12 protein-coding genes are annotated in these 17,318 nt (G+C 72.8%); 7 read left to right on the top strand and 5 right to left on the bottom strand.

Features of this window, described 5'->3' with window-relative positions; translation table 11 throughout:
• The first annotated feature begins 106 nt into the window (after positions 1–106).
• The gene (locus IEZ01_RS00125; RefSeq protein ID WP_158685723.1) at positions 107–820 is read left to right on the top strand and encodes a hypothetical protein; all 714 of its coding nucleotides are present in this window, start codon (positions 107–109) and stop codon (positions 818–820) included.
• 256 nt (positions 821–1,076) lie between these two features.
• On the opposite strand, the gene IEZ01_RS00130 is transcribed toward IEZ01_RS00125, so the two are convergent.
• Positions 1,077–2,159 (bottom strand): LacI family DNA-binding transcriptional regulator, encoded by a 1,083-nt coding sequence (locus IEZ01_RS00130; protein WP_019890627.1) that lies wholly within the window; start codon positions 2,157–2,159, stop codon positions 1,077–1,079.
• 205 nt (positions 2,160–2,364) lie between these two features.
• Positions 2,365–3,909, bottom strand: coding sequence for a M1 family metallopeptidase (locus tag IEZ01_RS00135; protein ID WP_019890628.1), 1,545 nt, complete (start codon positions 3,907–3,909; stop codon positions 2,365–2,367).
• A gap of 213 nt (positions 3,910–4,122) precedes the next feature.
• Between IEZ01_RS00135 and IEZ01_RS00140 the strand changes: the two genes are divergently transcribed.
• From IEZ01_RS00140 to IEZ01_RS00160, 5 genes are all read left to right on the top strand, one after another.
• Entirely contained in the window at positions 4,123–6,141 is a 2,019-nt protein-coding gene (locus IEZ01_RS00140; RefSeq protein ID WP_028798163.1) for a Xaa-Pro dipeptidyl-peptidase, read from the top strand.
• Positions 6,138–7,433 (top strand): M14 family metallopeptidase, encoded by a 1,296-nt coding sequence (locus IEZ01_RS00145; protein WP_189199185.1) that lies wholly within the window; start codon positions 6,138–6,140, stop codon positions 7,431–7,433. Before IEZ01_RS00140 ends, IEZ01_RS00145 begins: the two co-directional genes overlap by 4 nt.
• A gap of 169 nt (positions 7,434–7,602) precedes the next feature.
• Positions 7,603–9,300: a BCCT family transporter gene (locus tag IEZ01_RS00150; protein ID WP_019890632.1), complete on the top strand. Its 1,698-nt coding sequence runs from the start codon at positions 7,603–7,605 to the stop codon at positions 9,298–9,300.
• A gap of 78 nt (positions 9,301–9,378) precedes the next feature.
• On the top strand, positions 9,379–9,666 hold the full coding sequence (locus IEZ01_RS00155) for a hypothetical protein (protein WP_019890633.1): 288 nt from the start codon (positions 9,379–9,381) through the stop codon (positions 9,664–9,666).
• A 236-nt stretch (positions 9,667–9,902) separates the two neighbouring features.
• Positions 9,903–11,540 carry an ABC-F family ATP-binding cassette domain-containing protein gene (locus IEZ01_RS00160; protein ID WP_189199187.1) on the top strand — a complete coding sequence of 546 codons (1,638 nt, stop codon included), beginning with the start codon at positions 9,903–9,905 and terminating at the stop codon, positions 11,538–11,540.
• Positions 11,541–11,567: 27 nt separating this feature from the next.
• Here the strand turns inward: IEZ01_RS00160 and IEZ01_RS00165 are convergent, their stop codons facing one another.
• The 3 genes from IEZ01_RS00165 to IEZ01_RS00175 all read right to left on the bottom strand — a co-directional run bounded on the left by IEZ01_RS00165 (position 11,568) and on the right by IEZ01_RS00175 (position 15,256).
• Positions 11,568–11,738 carry a hypothetical protein gene (locus IEZ01_RS00165; RefSeq protein ID WP_158685724.1) on the bottom strand — a complete coding sequence of 57 codons (171 nt, stop codon included), beginning with the start codon at positions 11,736–11,738 and terminating at the stop codon, positions 11,568–11,570.
• Between the two features lie 164 nt (positions 11,739–11,902).
• On the bottom strand, positions 11,903–14,299 hold the full coding sequence (locus tag IEZ01_RS00170) for a Tex family protein (RefSeq protein ID WP_189199190.1): 2,397 nt from the start codon (positions 14,297–14,299) through the stop codon (positions 11,903–11,905).
• Positions 14,300–14,395: 96 nt separating this feature from the next.
• Positions 14,396–15,256 (bottom strand): SCO6745 family protein, encoded by an 861-nt coding sequence (locus IEZ01_RS00175; RefSeq protein WP_028798164.1) that lies wholly within the window; start codon positions 15,254–15,256, stop codon positions 14,396–14,398.
• Positions 15,257–16,136: 880 nt separating this feature from the next.
• On the opposite strand from IEZ01_RS00175, the gene IEZ01_RS00180 reads away from it, so the two are divergent.
• The gene (locus IEZ01_RS00180) at positions 16,137–17,108 is read left to right on the top strand and encodes a GlxA family transcriptional regulator (protein WP_189199192.1); all 972 of its coding nucleotides are present in this window, start codon (positions 16,137–16,139) and stop codon (positions 17,106–17,108) included.
• Positions 17,109–17,318: the final 210 nt, after the last annotated feature.

A 17,318-nucleotide genomic window follows, 5' to 3' on the forward strand; every position in this document is an offset into this window, starting at 1 on the left:
CCGGCTCGTCGCACGGGCCTGGGTGTGGATGACGCAGGCCCGTCGGCACGCGAACTCCGGACAGCTCCGTAGCTGTTCCGTGACATCTGCTTGGGAGGATCTCGGCATGGAAAGCGGGAGAGTACCCCAGGCGCGGCGCCGGATGGTCCGCGCGGCAATGGTGTCGGCCGTGCTGGCGGGCCTCGCCGTGGTGGGGGGGTGGTACATCTACGCCTGGCCCGCGGTTCCGATGGCCGGTGCATCGCGGACCGGTGAGGTGGACGCGGCGAGCAGCAAGGCGAAGACGGAGGCCGAACACCGGCTCGAGGAGGTCGTCGGCCTCCTGCCAGGGGCACCGCGGCCGCTCGGTGATGCGGCAGCGGACCACTGCCTTCGCAATTCCTCCTTCGAAGGCGAACCGCCTGGCCCGCTGGGCTGCCAGTGGCGGCTGGAGCGGTTTGTCGTCTTCGACGGTGACCTGCGGGCGGTTGGTGAAGCATGGGGGAAGGCCCTCGGCGACGACCGGTGGATCGGCTCACGGGCGCCGTTCCCCTCCGGATACAGCTCCACCTCCGAACGGTACGAGTACCGCGATCCGCGAACCCGTGACCGGCTCATCATCACGCTGGTTCAAGACGGTCCCGAGCTTCGACTCCTGGACGATGCGACCCGATTCGAGTTCGAGGGTGTCGAGGAGTACGAACGGGAGCGGCGGAGTTTCACCGGGCGAAAAGCCGCGGAACAGGCAGTGAAACAAGGCCGGCAAGTCGCCGGCGTCTCGCTGGTACGCGCCTACTACAGTCAGATCGGCCACGCTCCCCTCGAACCTACGCACTGGTGACAACCCGGTCGAGACGCCGCCGAACGGCCAGTCGGAACGGCCGAGCGTCTGCGAGCCGACCCCATCGAGGCGGCTGATCACATGGCCAACTTGACGCCCGATCCTGCCCGGCGGTGACGTGCTCGGTCGAGAAACAAGATCTTTACGGATGCCGGATGCCGGATGCCGGATGACAGATGACAGGAAACGGATGACAAGAAACCGATGACCTATTACCGGCGGCGGGTGCCGACTGCCGGGCGTCGCGAGCCGGCCGTCAGGCGGACGCCCGGCGCACCAGCCGCGTCGGAGTGATCACCGAGCCCGGAGCGCCCGCCCCGGGCTCGTCCGCGTTCTCGTCCGCGCCCGTACCGGTGCCGTCCCCCAGCACCCGCATCAGCAGCCGGACCATCAACCGGCCCATTCCCTCGATGTCCTGACGGACCGTCGTCAGCGGCGGATCGCAGGACTCGGCGAGCGGGGTCATGTCGTCGAAACCGACCACGGCCACGTCCTGCGGCACCCGCCGCCCCCGCTCCCGCAGCACCCGCAACGCCCCGGACGCCATCAGGTCGTTGGCGGCGAACACCGCGTCCAGGTCGGGGGCGCGCTCCAGCAGTTCGGCCATCGCCCGGGCCCCGCTGTCGACGGTGAAGTCACCCTGGGCGATCAGCCCCGGCCCGCCGCCCGTGGCGGCGTCGAGCAGCGCGTCGCGGTATCCGTCGATGCGGTCGAGGGCCGAGGTCTGGTCGCGGGGGCCGGCGATGTGCGCGATGCGGGTGCGGCCGAGGGAGACGAGGTGGCGTACGGCCTCTCGGGCGCCGCCGCGGTTGTCGCAGTCGACGTACGGCACCTGCTGCCCGGCTCCGGCGCCCGGCCAGCCGGGCCTGCCGCCGAACACGGTGGGGACCTTGGCCCGGGCGATGACGGCGGGCAGTCCGTCGTCGTTGTGGAGGGAGAAGGCGAGCGCTCCGTCGACATGGCCGCCGCCGAGGTAGCGGGCTATCCGATCGTAGTCGCCTGACCCTTCCACCCACAGCAGCACCAACTGTGCGTCGTGCGCGGTCAGTTCGCGGCTGATGCCGCGTACCTGCTGCTCGAAGAACGGATCGGAGAAGACCCGGAACTCCGGCTCGGCGATGATCACGGCGATGGCGCCGTTGCGCCGGGTGACGAGCGTGCGGGCCGCGTGGTTGGGGACGTAGCCGAGCTCCTCGACGGCCCGGCTGACCTTCTCCACGAGGGGCCGGCGCACCCCCGCGCCGCCGTTGACGACACGGGATGCCGTCGCCCGGGAGACCCCGGCGCGGGCCGCGACGGCTTCCAGAGTGGGACGGGCCCCGGGGGTCGGCTCGGGCAACGGACACTCCTCGTCGGACGCGGGCGGGCGGACGCGCCGTACGGGCGGGCGCGGGCCTGGTCCGTACGGAAGCACGGGTAGAGGGTAACCGCTTCCCATCACGGTGAGAGCGCTCTCACCCTAATCGCCCGAGCCGCTCCCGCCCGACGACAAGGCGCCGCCCGCCCCCGCCGAGGGGACGGACGGCGCCGCGGAGCCGCCGGGCTCAGTGCCCGTGGTCGTGGTCGTGGTCGTGGACCGAGTTCGTCGCGGCGATCTTCTGCCAGGACTTCGGCTTCACCGGCTTGGCCGACTTCGCCCCGGCGCCGGACGGCGACGCCGCGAGCGACTTAGGGGCGATCCTCGCCTGAGCGGCGGTGGAGGCGGACGGCTTCACCGGCTGGTACAGCCAGGTGTCGAAGAGTCCGGCCAGCGGCTTGCCGGAGATCCGCTCGGCGTACTTCACGAAGTCGGAGACCTTGGCGTTGCCGTACTTGTACTCGGTCGGCCAGCCCTTGAGGATCGCGAAGAAGTCCTCGTCGCCGACCTTGTTGCGCAGCGCCTGCAGCGCCAGCGCGCCACGGTCGTAGACGGCGATGTCGAACTGCTTCTCCGGCCCCGGGTCGCCCGGCTTGACCGTCCAGAACGGGTCCTCGGCGGCGCGCTGCGCGTACACGTAGTCGGCGAGCTCCTGCGCGGTGCCCTCGCCCTCCTTCTCGGACCAGAGCCACTGGCTGTAGCGGGCGAAGCCCTCGTTGATCCAGATGTCCTTCCAGTTGTCGACGGAGACGCTGTCGCCGTACCACTGGTGGGCCAGCTCGTGCACGACCACCGACACGTTGGCGCCGTTCGCGAACTGCCGGGGGCTGTAGAACGGCCGGGTCTGGGTCTCCAGGGCGTAGCCGCTGGTCACATTGGGGACGTAGCCGCCCAGGGCGTTGAAGGGGTACGGCCCGAAGATCTCCTCGAGCCATTCGGCGACCTCGGTGGTGCGCTCCAGGGAGGCGCGGGCCGCTCCGGCGTTGTCGCCGAGGTCCTTGCTGTAGGCGTTGAGGACGGGCAGGCCGCCGGCGGTCTTGTCGGTGGTGATGTCGAACTTGCCGATGGCGAGGGTGGCGAGGTAGGTGGCCTGCGGTTTGTTGGAGCGCCAGTTGTAGCGGGTCCAGCCGAGCCGGGAGGACTGCGACTGGAGGGTGCCGTTGCTGATGGCCTGGGTGCCGTCGGGGACGGAGACGGAGACGTCGAAGGTGGCCTTGTCGAGCGGGTGGTCGTTGGAGGGGAACCACCAGACGGCCGAGTCGGGTTCCTGGGCGGCGACGCCGCCGTCGGGGGTGCGGTGCCAGGCGGTCCAGCCGCCGATCTTCAGTTCGGAGGGCTTTCCGGCGTACCGGACGACGACGGTGACGCTCTTGCCCTTGTCGAGCGGGGTGGCCGGGGTGATCTCCAGCTCGTGGTCGCCGGTGGCCTTGAACCGGGCCTTCTTGCCGCCCACCCGCACCTCGGAGGCCTTCAGGCCGAGGTCGAGGTTGAAGCGGGACAGGTTCTGCTTGGTGGTGAGGTTGAGGGTCGCCGTGCCCTCCAGCAGATCGGTCGCCGGCTGGTACTTCAGCCGCAGGTCGTAGTGGGACACGTCGTATCCGCCGTTGCCGCTGGCCGGGTAGTAGGCGTCGCCGATGCCCGGGGTGCCGGGGACGTAGTCGGCGGCCGATGCCGGGATCGCCAGCAGCAGGGAGGCCGCGAGCGCGCTCGGGACGATCAGTCTGCGGTGCACGGAAAACTCCAAGTCATGAGGTGGAACAGGTCTCTTGGACGTCTCTCGGACCCTATTCAGCCTCCTGGGATCAGGTCATGTCCATGGCCCCATCTGTCACGCGATCGCCATTTGGCGGACATGAACCGCCATCACCCCGGGCGTCCCTTGAGTCGCGTTGGTCCGCCGACTGCCCTCTTTTATACGGGAGTTGACTCCAGTACGTTCCCGCCCATGCCGATATCCGTGCGGAGAACCCCGCTGTCGTGCAGAACACTCGTGGTGGTGGCCGCGGCCGCCCTGATGTCCGTGCTGGTCACGCCCGCGACGGCGGTCACCCCGCCCGCGGCGTTCACCGCCCCGGCCCCCGGCCAGGGGCCACCCGGCCGGGAGTCCCGGCCCGTCCACTCCTACGCCGACGCGATCCGCGAGTCCGTGTGGGTGGACACCGGCCTCGACGGTGACGGCGACGGGCGCACGGACCGGGTCGCCGCCGACATCGTCCGGCCGCGCGAGCCGGCGGCGAACGGCCGCCGCATCCCCGTGATCATGGACGCCAGTCCGTACTACGCCTGCTGCGGACGGGGCAACGAGAGCCAGAAGAAGACCTACGACGCCGACGGCCGGCCCGTGCAGTTCCCGCTCTACTACGACAATTACTTCGTCCCGCGCGGCTACGCCTTTGTCGCCGTCGACCTGGCCGGCACCAACCGCTCCGACGGCTGCGACGACGTCGGCGGCCGCTCCGACGTGCGGTCCGCCAAGGCCGTCGTCGACTGGCTGAACGGCCGGGCCCGCGCCTTCACCAGCCGTACGGGCTCCGAGCCGGCCCGCGCTACGGCCTGGTCCACCGGCGCGGTCGGCATGATCGGCAAGAGCTGGGACGGCACGATCGCCAACGGCGTCGCCGCCACCGGCGTCGAGGGGCTTAAGACGATCGTGCCGATCGGCGCGATCTCCTCCTGGTACGAATACTTCCACTCCCAGGGCGCCCCCCTCTACGACGCCAACCCCAGCTGGCTCTCCGAGTACGTCAACAGCCCCGAGGCGCGGGCGCGTTGCGCGGCGGTGCAGCAGCGGATCACCGCCGGGACGCCGTACAGCGGCGACCGGACCCCCGCCTGGACGGAGCGGGACCATGTGAAGGACGCCCACAAGGTGAAGGCGAGCGTCTTCGTCGTGCACGGCCAGCAGGACCTCAACGTCCGCGCCAAGCACTTCGGCCAGTGGTGGGACGCGCTCGGCCGTAACGGCGTGGAGCGCAAGATCTGGCTCTCCCAGACCGGGCACGTCGACCCGTTCGACTTCCGGCGCGCCGAGTGGGTCACCACCCTGCACCGCTGGTTCGACCACTACCTCCTCGGCGTCGACAACGGCATCGACCGCGAGCCGATGGCCGACATCGAGCGGAGCCCCGACCGGTGGACCACCGACCGTGTCTGGCCGCCGCGCGGCACCGCCGCCACCACCCTCCGCCCGGGGCGCGGAGCGTCCGCCGGGGTAGGCACGCTCTCCCTGGCCCCGGCCCGGCCCGGCGCCACCGAGACGTTCACCGACGACCCGGCGCTCGGCGAGCTGGACTGGGCCGCCGCCGCGGACCGTTCCACCCCGTCGAAGGCCGCCTTCCTCACCCGTCCGCTCGGCCGGGACCTGCGGATCTCCGGTGCCTCGAAGGTGACGGTCACCGCCACTCCGAGCACCACCAGCGCCCATCTGTCGGCCGTCCTGGTCGACCTGGGCCCGGACACCATCCGGGACTACGGCGCGGCCGGCGAAGGCATCACCACCCTTGCCCACCGCACCTGCTGGGGGGCGAGCACCGCGGGTGACAGCGCCTGCTTCAAGGAGACGAAGGCGAAGACGGCCGACGTCGGCTTCAACGTCGTCAGCCGCGGCTGGGCCGACCTCGGCACCTGGGCCGACCCCGCCAAGGGCCGCCCGCTGACCCCGGGCCGGGCGTACACCCTCACCCTCGACCTCGCGTCGGCCGACCACGTCGTCCCGGCCGGCCACCGCCTCGCCCTGATCGTGGGCGGTACGGACCGGGGCCTCCTCGACGCTCCCGCCACCCGGCCCACCGTCACCCTCGACCTGGCCCGCACCTCGGCCAGGCTGCCGCTGGTCGGCGGCGCGTTCTCGTTCGTCCGGGCCACCTCGGGACCGGTGGCCGACGCCGCCCCGCCCGCGGCCCGGGGGGCGGGCGTGACCGCGCCGCGTCAGATCCGTCCGATCCCCGGAGGCTTCCCCCGATGAGACCCCGTATCCGCGCCCTCGTCCTCGCAGCCACCTCGGCCGCGCTGGCCCTGCCGCTGCTCGGCGCCCCCGCGCAGGCCGCGGCCGATGACCGTACCGGCGCGCCGCCCCGTACCGGCTTCGAGACCTCCGGCGGTGCGCGCTGGACCAGCCAGCCCGAGGAGTGGGAATTCCTGGCCGCCGTCGACCGCGGCAGCGACCGGGTGTCGGCCCGGACCATCGGCACCACCGTCCAGGGCAGGCCGCTGCAGCTCCTCACCATCGGTTCCGGCCGGACCGCGAGCACGATGCTGCTGATCTGCAGTCAGCACGGCGACGAGCCGTCGGGCCGTGAGGCCTGTCTCAGCACCGTACGGGACCTCGGCTACGCCCAGGACCCGAAGACCCGGAGCTTCCTGGCCCGTACGACGGTCCTGGTGGTGCCGACGGCCAACCCCGACGGGAGGGCGGCCGACACCCGGGGCAACGCCGACGGGGTCGACATCAACCGCGACCACATCGCCCTGAAGACGGCGGAGGGCCGGGCGCTGGCGGCGGTGATCCGGGACCGGCGGCCCGATGTGATCTACGACCTGCACGAGTACGGCGGCACCTCGCCGTACTACGACAAGGACCTGCTGGCCCTGTGGCCGCGCAACCTCAACACGGACGGCCATGTCCACGACGAAGCAAGGCGGCTGTCGGAGCGTCATGTCCGGCCCGCGGCGGAGGAGGCGGGCTTCAGCAGCGGGGTCTACGGCATCTGGACGGACCCGGTCACCGGCGAGCCGCTCCAGCAGGTCGCGGGCGACGGCCAGGAACGCATCCTGCGCAACACCGCGGGGCTCAAGCACGCGGTCGGCCTGCTCGTCGAGACCCGGGTCGAGGCGCTGACGGAGGCGGAGAGCAAGGACCCGGCGCTCAACCACCGGCGCCGGGTGGACACCCAACGCGCGGCGCTGGAGGGCGCCTTCGGCTATGTCGACGCCCGCCGAGGCCGGATCGAGGCGGCGACCGGGCTTGCCCGGCTGACCGGGTTCGCCGACCGGGGGCCGGTGTATCTGGGCGGCGCCGACAACGACCCGGCCGAGCCCGCCGAGGTCCTGAAGGACCCGCCGTGCGGCTACCGCCTGGACCGCGCGCAGTACGACGAGTTCAAGGACGAGCTGGCGCTGCACGGCGTGGCGGTCCGGCCCGCCCCGGGCGGGGCGTTCGTGCCGCTGCGGCAGTCCCAGCGGGCCCTGGTGCCGCTGCTGCTCGACGCGCGGGCGGCGTACCACCTCACAACGGGTCAGGCCGTCCAGGCCTGTTGATCCCGGGAGTCCGCCACCACCTGTGGTAACAGGTGATACCGGGGAAAATCCCCGGTATCACCTGAAAGGTGCCTCTGTGTCGAATGAGTCGCGCGAGCCGCACGGGTCGGAGGGTGGACCACAGCGGCCGCAGGGCCGGAAGGACCCGCACGACCGGAACGGCCCGCTGGTGACGGCGGACCTCCCCGGCTCGCCCCACACCGGAGGCCGCTCCTCGACGGACCGGGTGGTCTTCGGTGTGACCGCGGCCCTGACGCTCGCCTTCGTCCTGTGGGGAGCGGTCGCCACGGACGCCCTGCACACCGTCTCCAGCAGCATGCTGTCCGGGCTCATCCACAACGGCGGCTGGGCGTTCGTCCTCGCCGCCTCCGGTTTCGTGGTCTTCGCGCTCTGGCTCGCCATCAGCCGCTACGGCCGGATCCCGCTGGGCAACGAGGGCGAGCCGCCGGAGTTCCGTACGGTCTCCTGGGTCGCCATGATGTTCAGCGCCGGCATGGGGATCGGCCTGATGTTCTACGGAGTGAGCGAACCCCTCGCGCACTTCAGCGATCCGCCGCCCGGGACCAGCCCCGCCGACGCCGCCCAGGCCATGGAGACCGCCATGGCCACCACGCTCTTCCACTGGACGCTCCATCCGTGGGCCATCTACGCCGTCGTCGGACTCGGCATCGCCTACAGCACCTTCAGGCGCCGCCGGCGCCAGACCGTCAGCGCCGTCTTCGAACCCCTCATCGGCAAGCGCCACGCGGGGGGAACCGGCGGCCGGGTCATCGACATCCTCGCCATCTTCGCCACCCTCTTCGGCTCCGCCGCCTCCCTCGGCCTCGGCGCGCTGCAGATCGGCAGCGGGGCGATCGAACTGGGCTGGCTGGACACGGTCGGCACCGGCCTCCTCGTCGGCATCATCGCCGTCCTCACCGTCGCCTTCGTGGTCTCGGCGGTCTCCGGGGTCGAGAAGGGCATCCAGTGGCTGTCCAACATCAACATGGTGCTCGCGCTGATCCTGGCCTTGTTCGTGTTCGTCGTCGGGCCGACCATCCTCGTCCTCGACCTGCTGCCCACGTCGATCGCCACCTACTTCGGGGAACTGCCGCAGCTGGCGGGCCGTACCGAGGCCTCCAGCGGCGAGGGGGTCGCCGACTGGCTGGGCAGGTGGACCGTCTTCTACTGGGCGTGGTGGATCTCCTGGACGCCGTTCGTCGGCATGTTCATCGCCCGGATCAGCCGCGGCCGTACGATCCGGCAGTTCGTCGGCGGAGTGATCCTGGTGCCCAGCACGGTCAGCCTCTGCTGGTTCGCGGTCTTCGGCGGTACGGCGATGCACCTCCAGGAACGCTCGCGCCTCGGCGACGAGCCCTCGCCGGAAGGCCAGCTGTTCGCGGTGCTCCAGCAGTACCCCTGGGCCACGGCGATGAGCCTGCTCGTGATGGTCCTCGTCGGGATCTTCTTCGTCTCCGGCGCCGACGCAGCCTCCATCGTGATGGGCACGCTCTCCCAGAAGGGCGCCCTGGAACCGGGCCGGTTCGTCGTCGTCTTCTGGGGTGTGGTGACCGGTGCGGTCGCGGCGATCATGCTGCTGGTCGGCAACGGCCAGGGCGACGCGCTCGCCGGACTGCAGAACCTGACGATCCTGGTCGCCGCCCCGTTCGTGCTCGTCATGGCGGGGATGTGCGTGGCGCTCATGCGCGATCTGCGCCACGACCCGCTCATCGTGCGCGGGGAGATGGGGGAGGAGGTCGTCGAACTCGCCGTGATCGCGGGCCACGAGAAGTACGACGGCGACTTCGAACTGCGCATCGGGCCCGGCGTCGGGCCCGACGCCGGCACCGGGCCGGAGGGGGCGCGGTCCCCGGTCGCCGGAAGTTGATCACGTGGGTTAAAGTTACCGACTGGTACTGACCACACCCCAACGGGTCCCCACGACCCGGAAGTTGGAGTAACACCCATGCGTCGCTTCCTGACGACCTTCGCCGTCACCGCCGCCATCGCCGGCGGCACCTTCCTCGGCGCCGGCGGCTTCCAGGCCGCCCCCGACACCCTGGACCGCACCCAGACCGTCGGCTCCATCACCGTCAACATCGGAGAGATGCGCCAGCAGGTCGCCGACCTCCGCCGCAAGGCCGCCCAGCTCGACCGGCTCGGCGAGCGCGACGCCGCCCGCAAGGCTCGCGCCCAGGCCGACGCGCTGCAGCGCCGCATCGACGCGATCATCGCCGCCGAGGAGAACAACTAGCTTTTTCGGGGCTCGGTTCTCCCCCGGCTTCGCCGGGGGGACCCCCACCGGGCGCTTTGAGCGTCTGCGGCTCACTCGCCAGGCGGTCGTGGTGAGCCTCAGGGGGTCGTAGTAGTCAGCCCCGGGCGGTCGTGGTGGGCGGTTCCCGTATCCAGGGAGCCGCCCACCGCGCGTTCGTGCCCGGACCGGAACCGGATCCCGGCCGCCGCGCCGGCTGGCCTAGGATGCGAGGCCTGATGACTGCAACCCTCGTCGCCAAGGACCTCGCCGCCGGCCACGGCGAACGCTCGCTCTTCTCCGGCCTCGACCTCGTCGTCGCCCCCGGCGACGTGATCGGCCTCGTCGGCGTCAACGGCGCCGGAAAGTCGACTCTGCTGCGGCTCCTCGCCGGACTCGACACCCCCGAACAGGGCGAGCTGCGGCTCTCCCCGCCCGCCGCCACCGTCGGCCACCTCCCCCAGGAGCCGGAGCGCCGCGCCGGGGAGAGCGTCCGTGCCTTCCTCGCCCGCCGCACCGGCGTGGCCGCCGCCCAGGCCGCCATGGACGAGGCCACCCAGGGCCTGGTCGACGGCGCGCCCGGCGCCGACGACGCGTACGCCGTCAGCCTGGAACGCTGGCTGAACCTCGGCGGCGCCGACCTCGACGAGCGCGCCGAGGAGGTCGCCGCCTCCCTCGGCCTCACCGTAGGCCTCGACCAGCCGATGACCTCGCTCTCCGGCGGCCAGGCCGCCCGCGCCGGACTCGCCTCGCTGCTGCTGTCGCGCTACGACGTCTTCCTCCTCGACGAGCCCACCAACGACCTCGACCTGGACGGCCTGGAGCGGCTCGAAGGCTTCGTCCGGGGTCTGCGCGCCGGAACCGTCGTCATCAGCCACGACCGCGAATTCCTCAGCCGTACGGTCACCAAGGTCCTTGAGCTCGACCTCGCCCAGCAGCGGATCACCCTCTACGGCGGCGGCTACGACGCCTACCTGGAGGAGCGGGAGACCGCCCGCCGGCACGCCCGCGAGGACTACGAGGAGTACGCCGACAAGAAGGCCGCCCTCGAAGGCCGCGCCCAGATGCAGCGCTCCTGGATGGACAAGGGCGTCAAGAACGCCCGCCGCAAGGCGGGCGACAACGACAAGCTCGGCCGGAAGTTCCGCAGCGAGGCCAGCGAGAAGCAGGCCGCCAAGGCCCGCCAGACCCAGCGCATGATCGAACGCCTGGAGACCGTCGATGAGCCCCGCAAGGAGTGGGAGCTGCGGATGGAGATCGCCGCCGCGCCGCGCTCCGGCGCCGTCGTCGCAACGCTCAGGGACGCCGAGATCCACCGCGGCGGCTTCCGCTTCGGCCCGGCCTCGCTCCAGATCGACTGGGCCGACCGGGTCGCCATCACCGGCGCCAACGGCGCGGGCAAGTCCACCCTCCTCGGCGCCCTCCTCGGCCGCCTGCCGCTCGACGCGGGCCACGCCGCGCTCGGCCCGGGCGTCGTCGTCGGCGAGGTCGACCAGGCTCGCGGGCTCTTCCTGGGCGCCGAGTCGCTGCTCGACGCGTTCTGCGCCGCCGTCCACGACACCGAACCGGCCGAGGTGCGCACGCTGCTGGCCAAGTTCGGTCTCAAGGCCGACCACGTCCTGCGCCCGGCCACCACGCTCTCACCGGGCGAACGCACCCGCGCCGCGCTCGCCCTTCTCCAGGGCCGGGGCGTCAACCTGCTCGTCCTCGACGAGCCGACGAACCACCTCGACCTGCCGGCCATCGAGCAGCTGGAGTCGGCCCTCGACGCCTACACCGGCACGCTGCTCCTGGTCACCCACGACCGGCGGATGCTGGACGCCGTGCACACCACGCGCCGCGTCGAGGTCGCGGCCGGCAAGGTCACCGAGCTCTGAGCAGAGGGTCGCCACAGGGGGCCGCCCCTACGGGCGGTCCTTCTCCTCGTACGTCTCGTCGTCCGGCCGGCGCGGCCGGGCCGGGTCCACGGGCGGCGCGGCCCGCTCGCCGTGCTTGCGCTCCTTGCGGCGAGCCCCGCGCTTCTCCTCCTCGAGGTGCTTGCGTACCTCTTCGGGCTTGTCTCCGATCTGGTTCATGACGGTCACGCCTTCCGCGTCCTGTGCTGATCAGGGGACGCGGCCAGCCTCACACAGCCCGCCTTCGCCCGCACGTCGGCCGCAACGAACCGCGGGTGGGGTGCCGGCACACCGTGCCGCCACCCCACCCGCCGCCTCTGCGCCGACGTGCGCATACCCGCGGGCTACTTGCGGCCCTTCGGGTCCAGCAGCCCGGCCTTGCGCAGGGCGTCCGCCATCGCGCTGTTCGCCGGTGCCGGTGCGCCCTGGCCGCCACGGCCCTGGCGGCCCTGCCGGCGGTCCCGGTCCCCGTCGCGGCCGCCGCCCTGCCGCTGCTGCGGCGGACGGCCGCCCTGACCGCCCCGCTCCCGCTCCCGCTTCGGCGCAGACGCGCCGGTCCCGGCGGCCGCCTCGTCGTCCAGGCGCAGGGTCAGCGAGATCCGCTTGCGCGGCACGTCGACGTCCAGGACCTTCACCTTCACCACGTCGCCCGGCTTCACCACGTCGCGCGGGTCCTTGACGAAGGTCTTCGACATCGCCGACACATGGACGAGACCGTCCTGGTGCACACCGATGTCGACGAACGCGCCGAAGGCCGCCACATTGGTCACCGCGCCTTCGAGGACCATCCCGGAGGCGAGGTCGCCGATCTTCTCCACGCCCTCCTTGAAGGTGGCCGTCCGGAACGCCGGACGCGGGTCGCGGCCCGGCTTCTCCAGCTCACGCAGGATGTCGGTGACGGTCGGCAGACCGAAGGTCTCGTCGACGAACGCGTCCGCGCGCAGCGAGCGCAGCACGCCCGTGTTGCCGATCAGCGAGGCGACCTCGCCGCCCGTCGTCTTCACCATCCGCCGCACCACCGGGTAGGCCTCGGGGTGCACGCTGGACGCGTCCAGCGGGTCGTCGCCGCCTCGGATCCGCAGGAAGCCCGCGCACTGCTCGTACGCCTTCGGGCCGAGCCGCGGCACGTCCTTGAGGGCCTTGCGGGAGCGGAACGGGCCGTTGGCGTCCCGGTGCGCCACGATGTTCTCGGCGAGGCCGGCGCCGATGCCGGAGACCCGCGAAAGCAGCGGCGCCGAGGCGGTGTTGACATCGACACCGACACCGTTCACACAGTCCTCCACGACCGCGTCGAGGGAGCGCGACAGCTTCACCTCGGACAGGTCGTGCTGGTACTGGCCGACGCCGATCGACTTGGGGTCGATCTTGACCAGTTCGGCGAGCGGGTCCTGCAGGCGGCGCGCGATGGAGACGGCGCCACGCAGGGACACGTCGAGCCCGGGCAGTTCCTGGGAGGCGAACGCGGACGCGGAGTACACCGACGCGCCCGCCTCGGACACCATCACCTTGGTCAGGCCGAGCTCGGGGTGGCGGGCGATCAGGTCGGCGGCGAGCTTGTCCGTCTCCCGGGAGGCGGTGCCGTTGCCGATGGCGACCAGCTCGACCGCGTGCTCCTTCGCGAGCCGCGCCAGCTTCGCCAGCGCCTCGTCCCACTTGTTGGCCGGCACGTGCGGGTAGATCGTGTCGGTGGCGACGACCTTGCCCGTCGCGTCGACGACGGCGACCTTCACGCCCGTACGGAATCCGGGGTCGAGGCCGAGCGTCGACCGCGTCCCGGCCGGGGCGGCAAGCAGCAGGTCACGCAGGTTCGCCGCGAAGACCCGGACCGCCTCGTCCTCGGCCGCCGTGCGCAGCCGCAGCCGCAGATCGATGCCGAGGTGGACCAGGATCCGGGTCCGCCAGGCCCAGCGGACCGTGTCCAGCAGCCACCGGTCGCCCGGCCGGCCCCGGTCGGCGACGCCGAAGCGCCGGGCGACCAGGCCCTCGTACGTGGAGGGGCCGCCGTCGTCGGCGGGGGTCTCCGGCTCCAGCTCCAGGGAGAGGACCTCCTCCTTCTCGCCGCGGAGCATCGCCAGGATCCGGTGCGAGGGGAGCTGGGTGAAGCCCTCGGCGAAGTCGAAGTAGTCGGCGAACTTGGCGCCGGCTTCCTCCTTGCCGTCGCGGACCTTGGCCACCAGTCGGCCCCGGCCCCACATCCGCTCACGCAGCTCACCGATGAGGTCGGCGTCCTCGGAGAAACGCTCGGCGAGGATCGCCCGGGCGCCGTCCAGGGCGGCCTGCGGATCGGCGACACCCTTGGCGGGGTCGACGAACGCGGCCGCCGCGGCGGCCGGCTCCACGGACGGATCGCCGAGCAGGCCCTCGGCGAGCGGCTCCAGACCCGCCTCGCGCGCGATCTGCGCCTTGGTGCGGCGCTTGGGCTTGAAGGGCAGGTAGATGTCCTCCAGCCGCGCCTTGGTGTCGGCGAGCCGGATCCGGCTCTCCAGCTCGTCGGTGAGCTTGCCCTGCTCACGGACCGAGTCGAGGATCGCGGTCCGCCGGTCCTCCAGCTCCCGCAGATAGCGCAGCCGTTCCTCGAGCGTGCGCAGCTGCGCGTCGTCGAGCATCTCGGTGGCTTCCTTGCGGTAGCGCGCGATGAACGGCACGGTCGAACCGCCGTCGAGCAGCTCCACGGCCGCCCTCACCTGCCGTTCGCGTACGCCGAGCTCCTCGGCGATCCTGCCTTCGATGGACGTCGTCACGGGTCCCGACTCGCCTTCTCGTGCCTCAAGCTTGCGCCTGTATTCTGCCGGTTCACCGCCCCGAGCGCCGCAACCGCCCCCGCCGCGCGGCGCAGCTCAGCTCTTTCCGGTCAGGTCGGCCGGAAACGCGCCCGCCGTCAGCGCCCGCTCCAGGAAGCCCCGGCCGAGCTCGGTCAGCCGTGCCACGCCGGTGGCGCCGAGGTGCTCGTAGGGCGCCGCGTCCAGCCGGTCGGTGTGGTCCTCCAGCTCGGCGCGGAGCGCGGTGCCGTCCTCGGTCAACTCGCCGTCCGCGTCGATGATTCCGCGTATCCGCAGCCGCCCGGCGGCGGCCTCCCAGTCCGCGCGCCGCCAGCCGCGGGAGCCCAGCACCCAGCGGGGGGTCATGCCCTTGCCGGTGGCGGTGTGGCTGACGAGGGCCTCCACCGGGTCGAGCCCCGCGGTCAGCAGCGCGGCGAGATGCCCGTCGCCGCGGTGCTCGCGCAGCAGGGTGGCCGCGTACCAGTAGGCGAGGTGCGGCTGCTCGGGCACGGGGAGGTCGGCGTGGGCGGAGTACAGCGGCCGGGCGTGCCGGGTGCACGCCTCGGTGGCGGTCAGCGCCAGCCGGGCGGCCTCCTTCATCTCGGCGGACTCCACGGCGTCCCCGAGGACCCGCCGCAAGGTGGCGTCGACGACCCGCAGCCGCGCGTCCAGAACCTCCTCGGGCGAGGCGACCCGCCAGACGGCGGGCAGATGCCGGCCCAGCAGGTCGTGGTTGTAGTTGTAGAACGCGGCGGCGACGGTCCCGGCCCCGACCGCCCCAAGGGCGGCACTACGGGCGGCGAGCCGCGCGGCGGCGCCGTCGGTGATGCCGATCTCGGCGAACTCGCGGTCGCAGTCGGGGGAGAAGTAGTGCGTCGAGTGGATCGGGTTGAGCACGTTGTGACAGCGGCGTCCGGCGCGCGCGGGCAGAGAAGTCATGGACGGCACGTTACCGACTGGTCGGTACGGAGGGAATGCGGGGGCGGTACGTTGTTTTGACCGGCGGGGCGCACGGGGCGGCCGCACGCCGCCGACCTGCGGTAACCCGGCCGTGGACCGCGTGACCGGCGGCGGCTCTCGCCCCGGGCGAGGCGTGGGTGGCACGGACGCGCTCGCGGCCGACGGTGTTGGCCCGGCCGCCGGGGCCGCGCGGGGCCGAGCCGGGCTGTGGCCCTCGCCGCCGGGACCGGCGCGTCGGCGTTTCCCGTACGCCGTCGTCGGCCGGCCGCTCTGGGCAGGCCCGTGCGGGGCCCAGTCGTCAGAAACCGAGCGGGGCGGGCCAGGCTGCGGCTGTCGCCGCCCGGTGCGCCTCGCCGGCCGGGCCGCTTGGGCCCGGTAGTCCCAGGCCGCGCGGGCCCGAGCCGGGCTGTGCCCCTCGCCGCCGGGACCGGCGCGTCGGCGTTTCCCGTACGCCGTCGTCGGCCGGCCGTTCTGGGCAGGCCCGTGCGGGGCCCAGTCGTCAGAGGCCGAGCGGGGCGGGCCAGGCTGCGGCTGTCGCCGCCCGGTGCGCCTCGCCGGCCGGGCCGCTTGGGCCCGGCAGTCCCAGGCCGCGCGGGCCCGAGCCGGGCTGTGGCCCTCGCCGCCGGGATCGGCGCGCGTAGGCGTTTCCCGTACGCCGTCGTCGGCCGGCCGCTCTGGACCGGGCCGGCGGGGCCCAGTCCCCCTCGCAGGCGCGGCCCGCGCGGACGTTCCCGCGCGGCCTCCCCGGCGTGGCTGGTCCCCGGGGCCGGGATGCGGCCGGCGCCGCGCCAGGCCCGTGGCAGGAAAGGTGGGGTCTTCGTCATTGCGGCTGTCGTGGCGCCCGGCGAAGGATGGGGGCATGACGAAGCGACCCGTCCTCGTCGTCCTCTTCGACGGCGTGCAGAGCCTGGATGTCACCGGACCGGTGGAGGTGTTCGCGGGTGCCGGGCAGCTCACCGGCTCCGGGGACGCCTATCCGATCCGTACCGCCTCGCTCGACGGCGGGCCCGTGCGCACCCAGAGCGGGCTGCGGATGCTGCCCGACTCCACGCTGGCGGAGGCCGGCCGGCCCCACACCCTCCTCGTCCCCGGTGGCGACGGCACCCGCACCCCCGACCCGCGCCTGATCGACTGGCTGCGCGAGAACGGCCCGCGGGCCACCCGGCTGGTGTCCGTGTGCACCGGCTCGCTGCTGCTCGCCGAGGCCGGGCTGCTCGACGGGCGCAGGGCGACCACCCACTGGTACGCCTGCGACCATCTGGCCCGGAACTACCCCGAGGTGACCGTCGAGCCCGAACCGATCTTCGTCCGGGACGGGAACGTCGCCACCTCCGCCGGGGTCACCGCCGGCATCGACCTGGCGCTCGCCCTGGTCGAGGAGGACCTCGGCCGGGACGCCGCGCTCACCATCGCCCGCGCGCTGGTGGTGTTCCTGCGCCGCCCGGGCAACCAGGCGCAGTTCAGCGCCCAGCTCGCCGCCCAGACCGCCAAGCGTGAACCGCTGCGCGAACTCCAGGCCTGGATCGCCGACCATCCCGAGGCGGACCTGTCCGTGGAGGCGCTCGCCGCCCGCGCCCGGCTCTCACCCCGGCACTTCGCCCGCGCCTTCCAGGCGGAGACCGGGACCACCCCCGGCCGGTACGTCGACCGGGTACGCCTGGAGCACGCGCGCCGTCTCCTGGAGGAGTCGGCCGACGGCGTCCAGGAGGTCGCGCGCGCCGCGGGCTACGGCACCCCCGAGGCGATGCGGCGCGCCTTCGTCAAGGCGATGGACACGGCCCCGGCCGAGTACCGCCGCCGCTTCCACGCACCCGTACCGCCGGCCCGCTGACCGCGCCGGCTCCACGTACCCGTACCGCCGGCCCGCTGACCGCGCCGGCTCCACGTACCCGTACCGCCGGCCCGCTGACCGCGCCGGCTCCACGTACCCGTACCGCCGGCCCGCTGACGGCGCCGGCACCACGTACCCGTACCCCCGGCCCGCTGACGGCGCCGGCACCACCTACCCGTACCCCCGGCCCGCTGACGGCGCCGGCACCAC

The organism is Streptomyces purpureus (genome assembly GCF_014648195.1).
Taxonomy (GTDB): Bacteria; Actinomycetota; Actinomycetes; order Streptomycetales; family Streptomycetaceae; genus Streptomyces; species Streptomyces purpureus.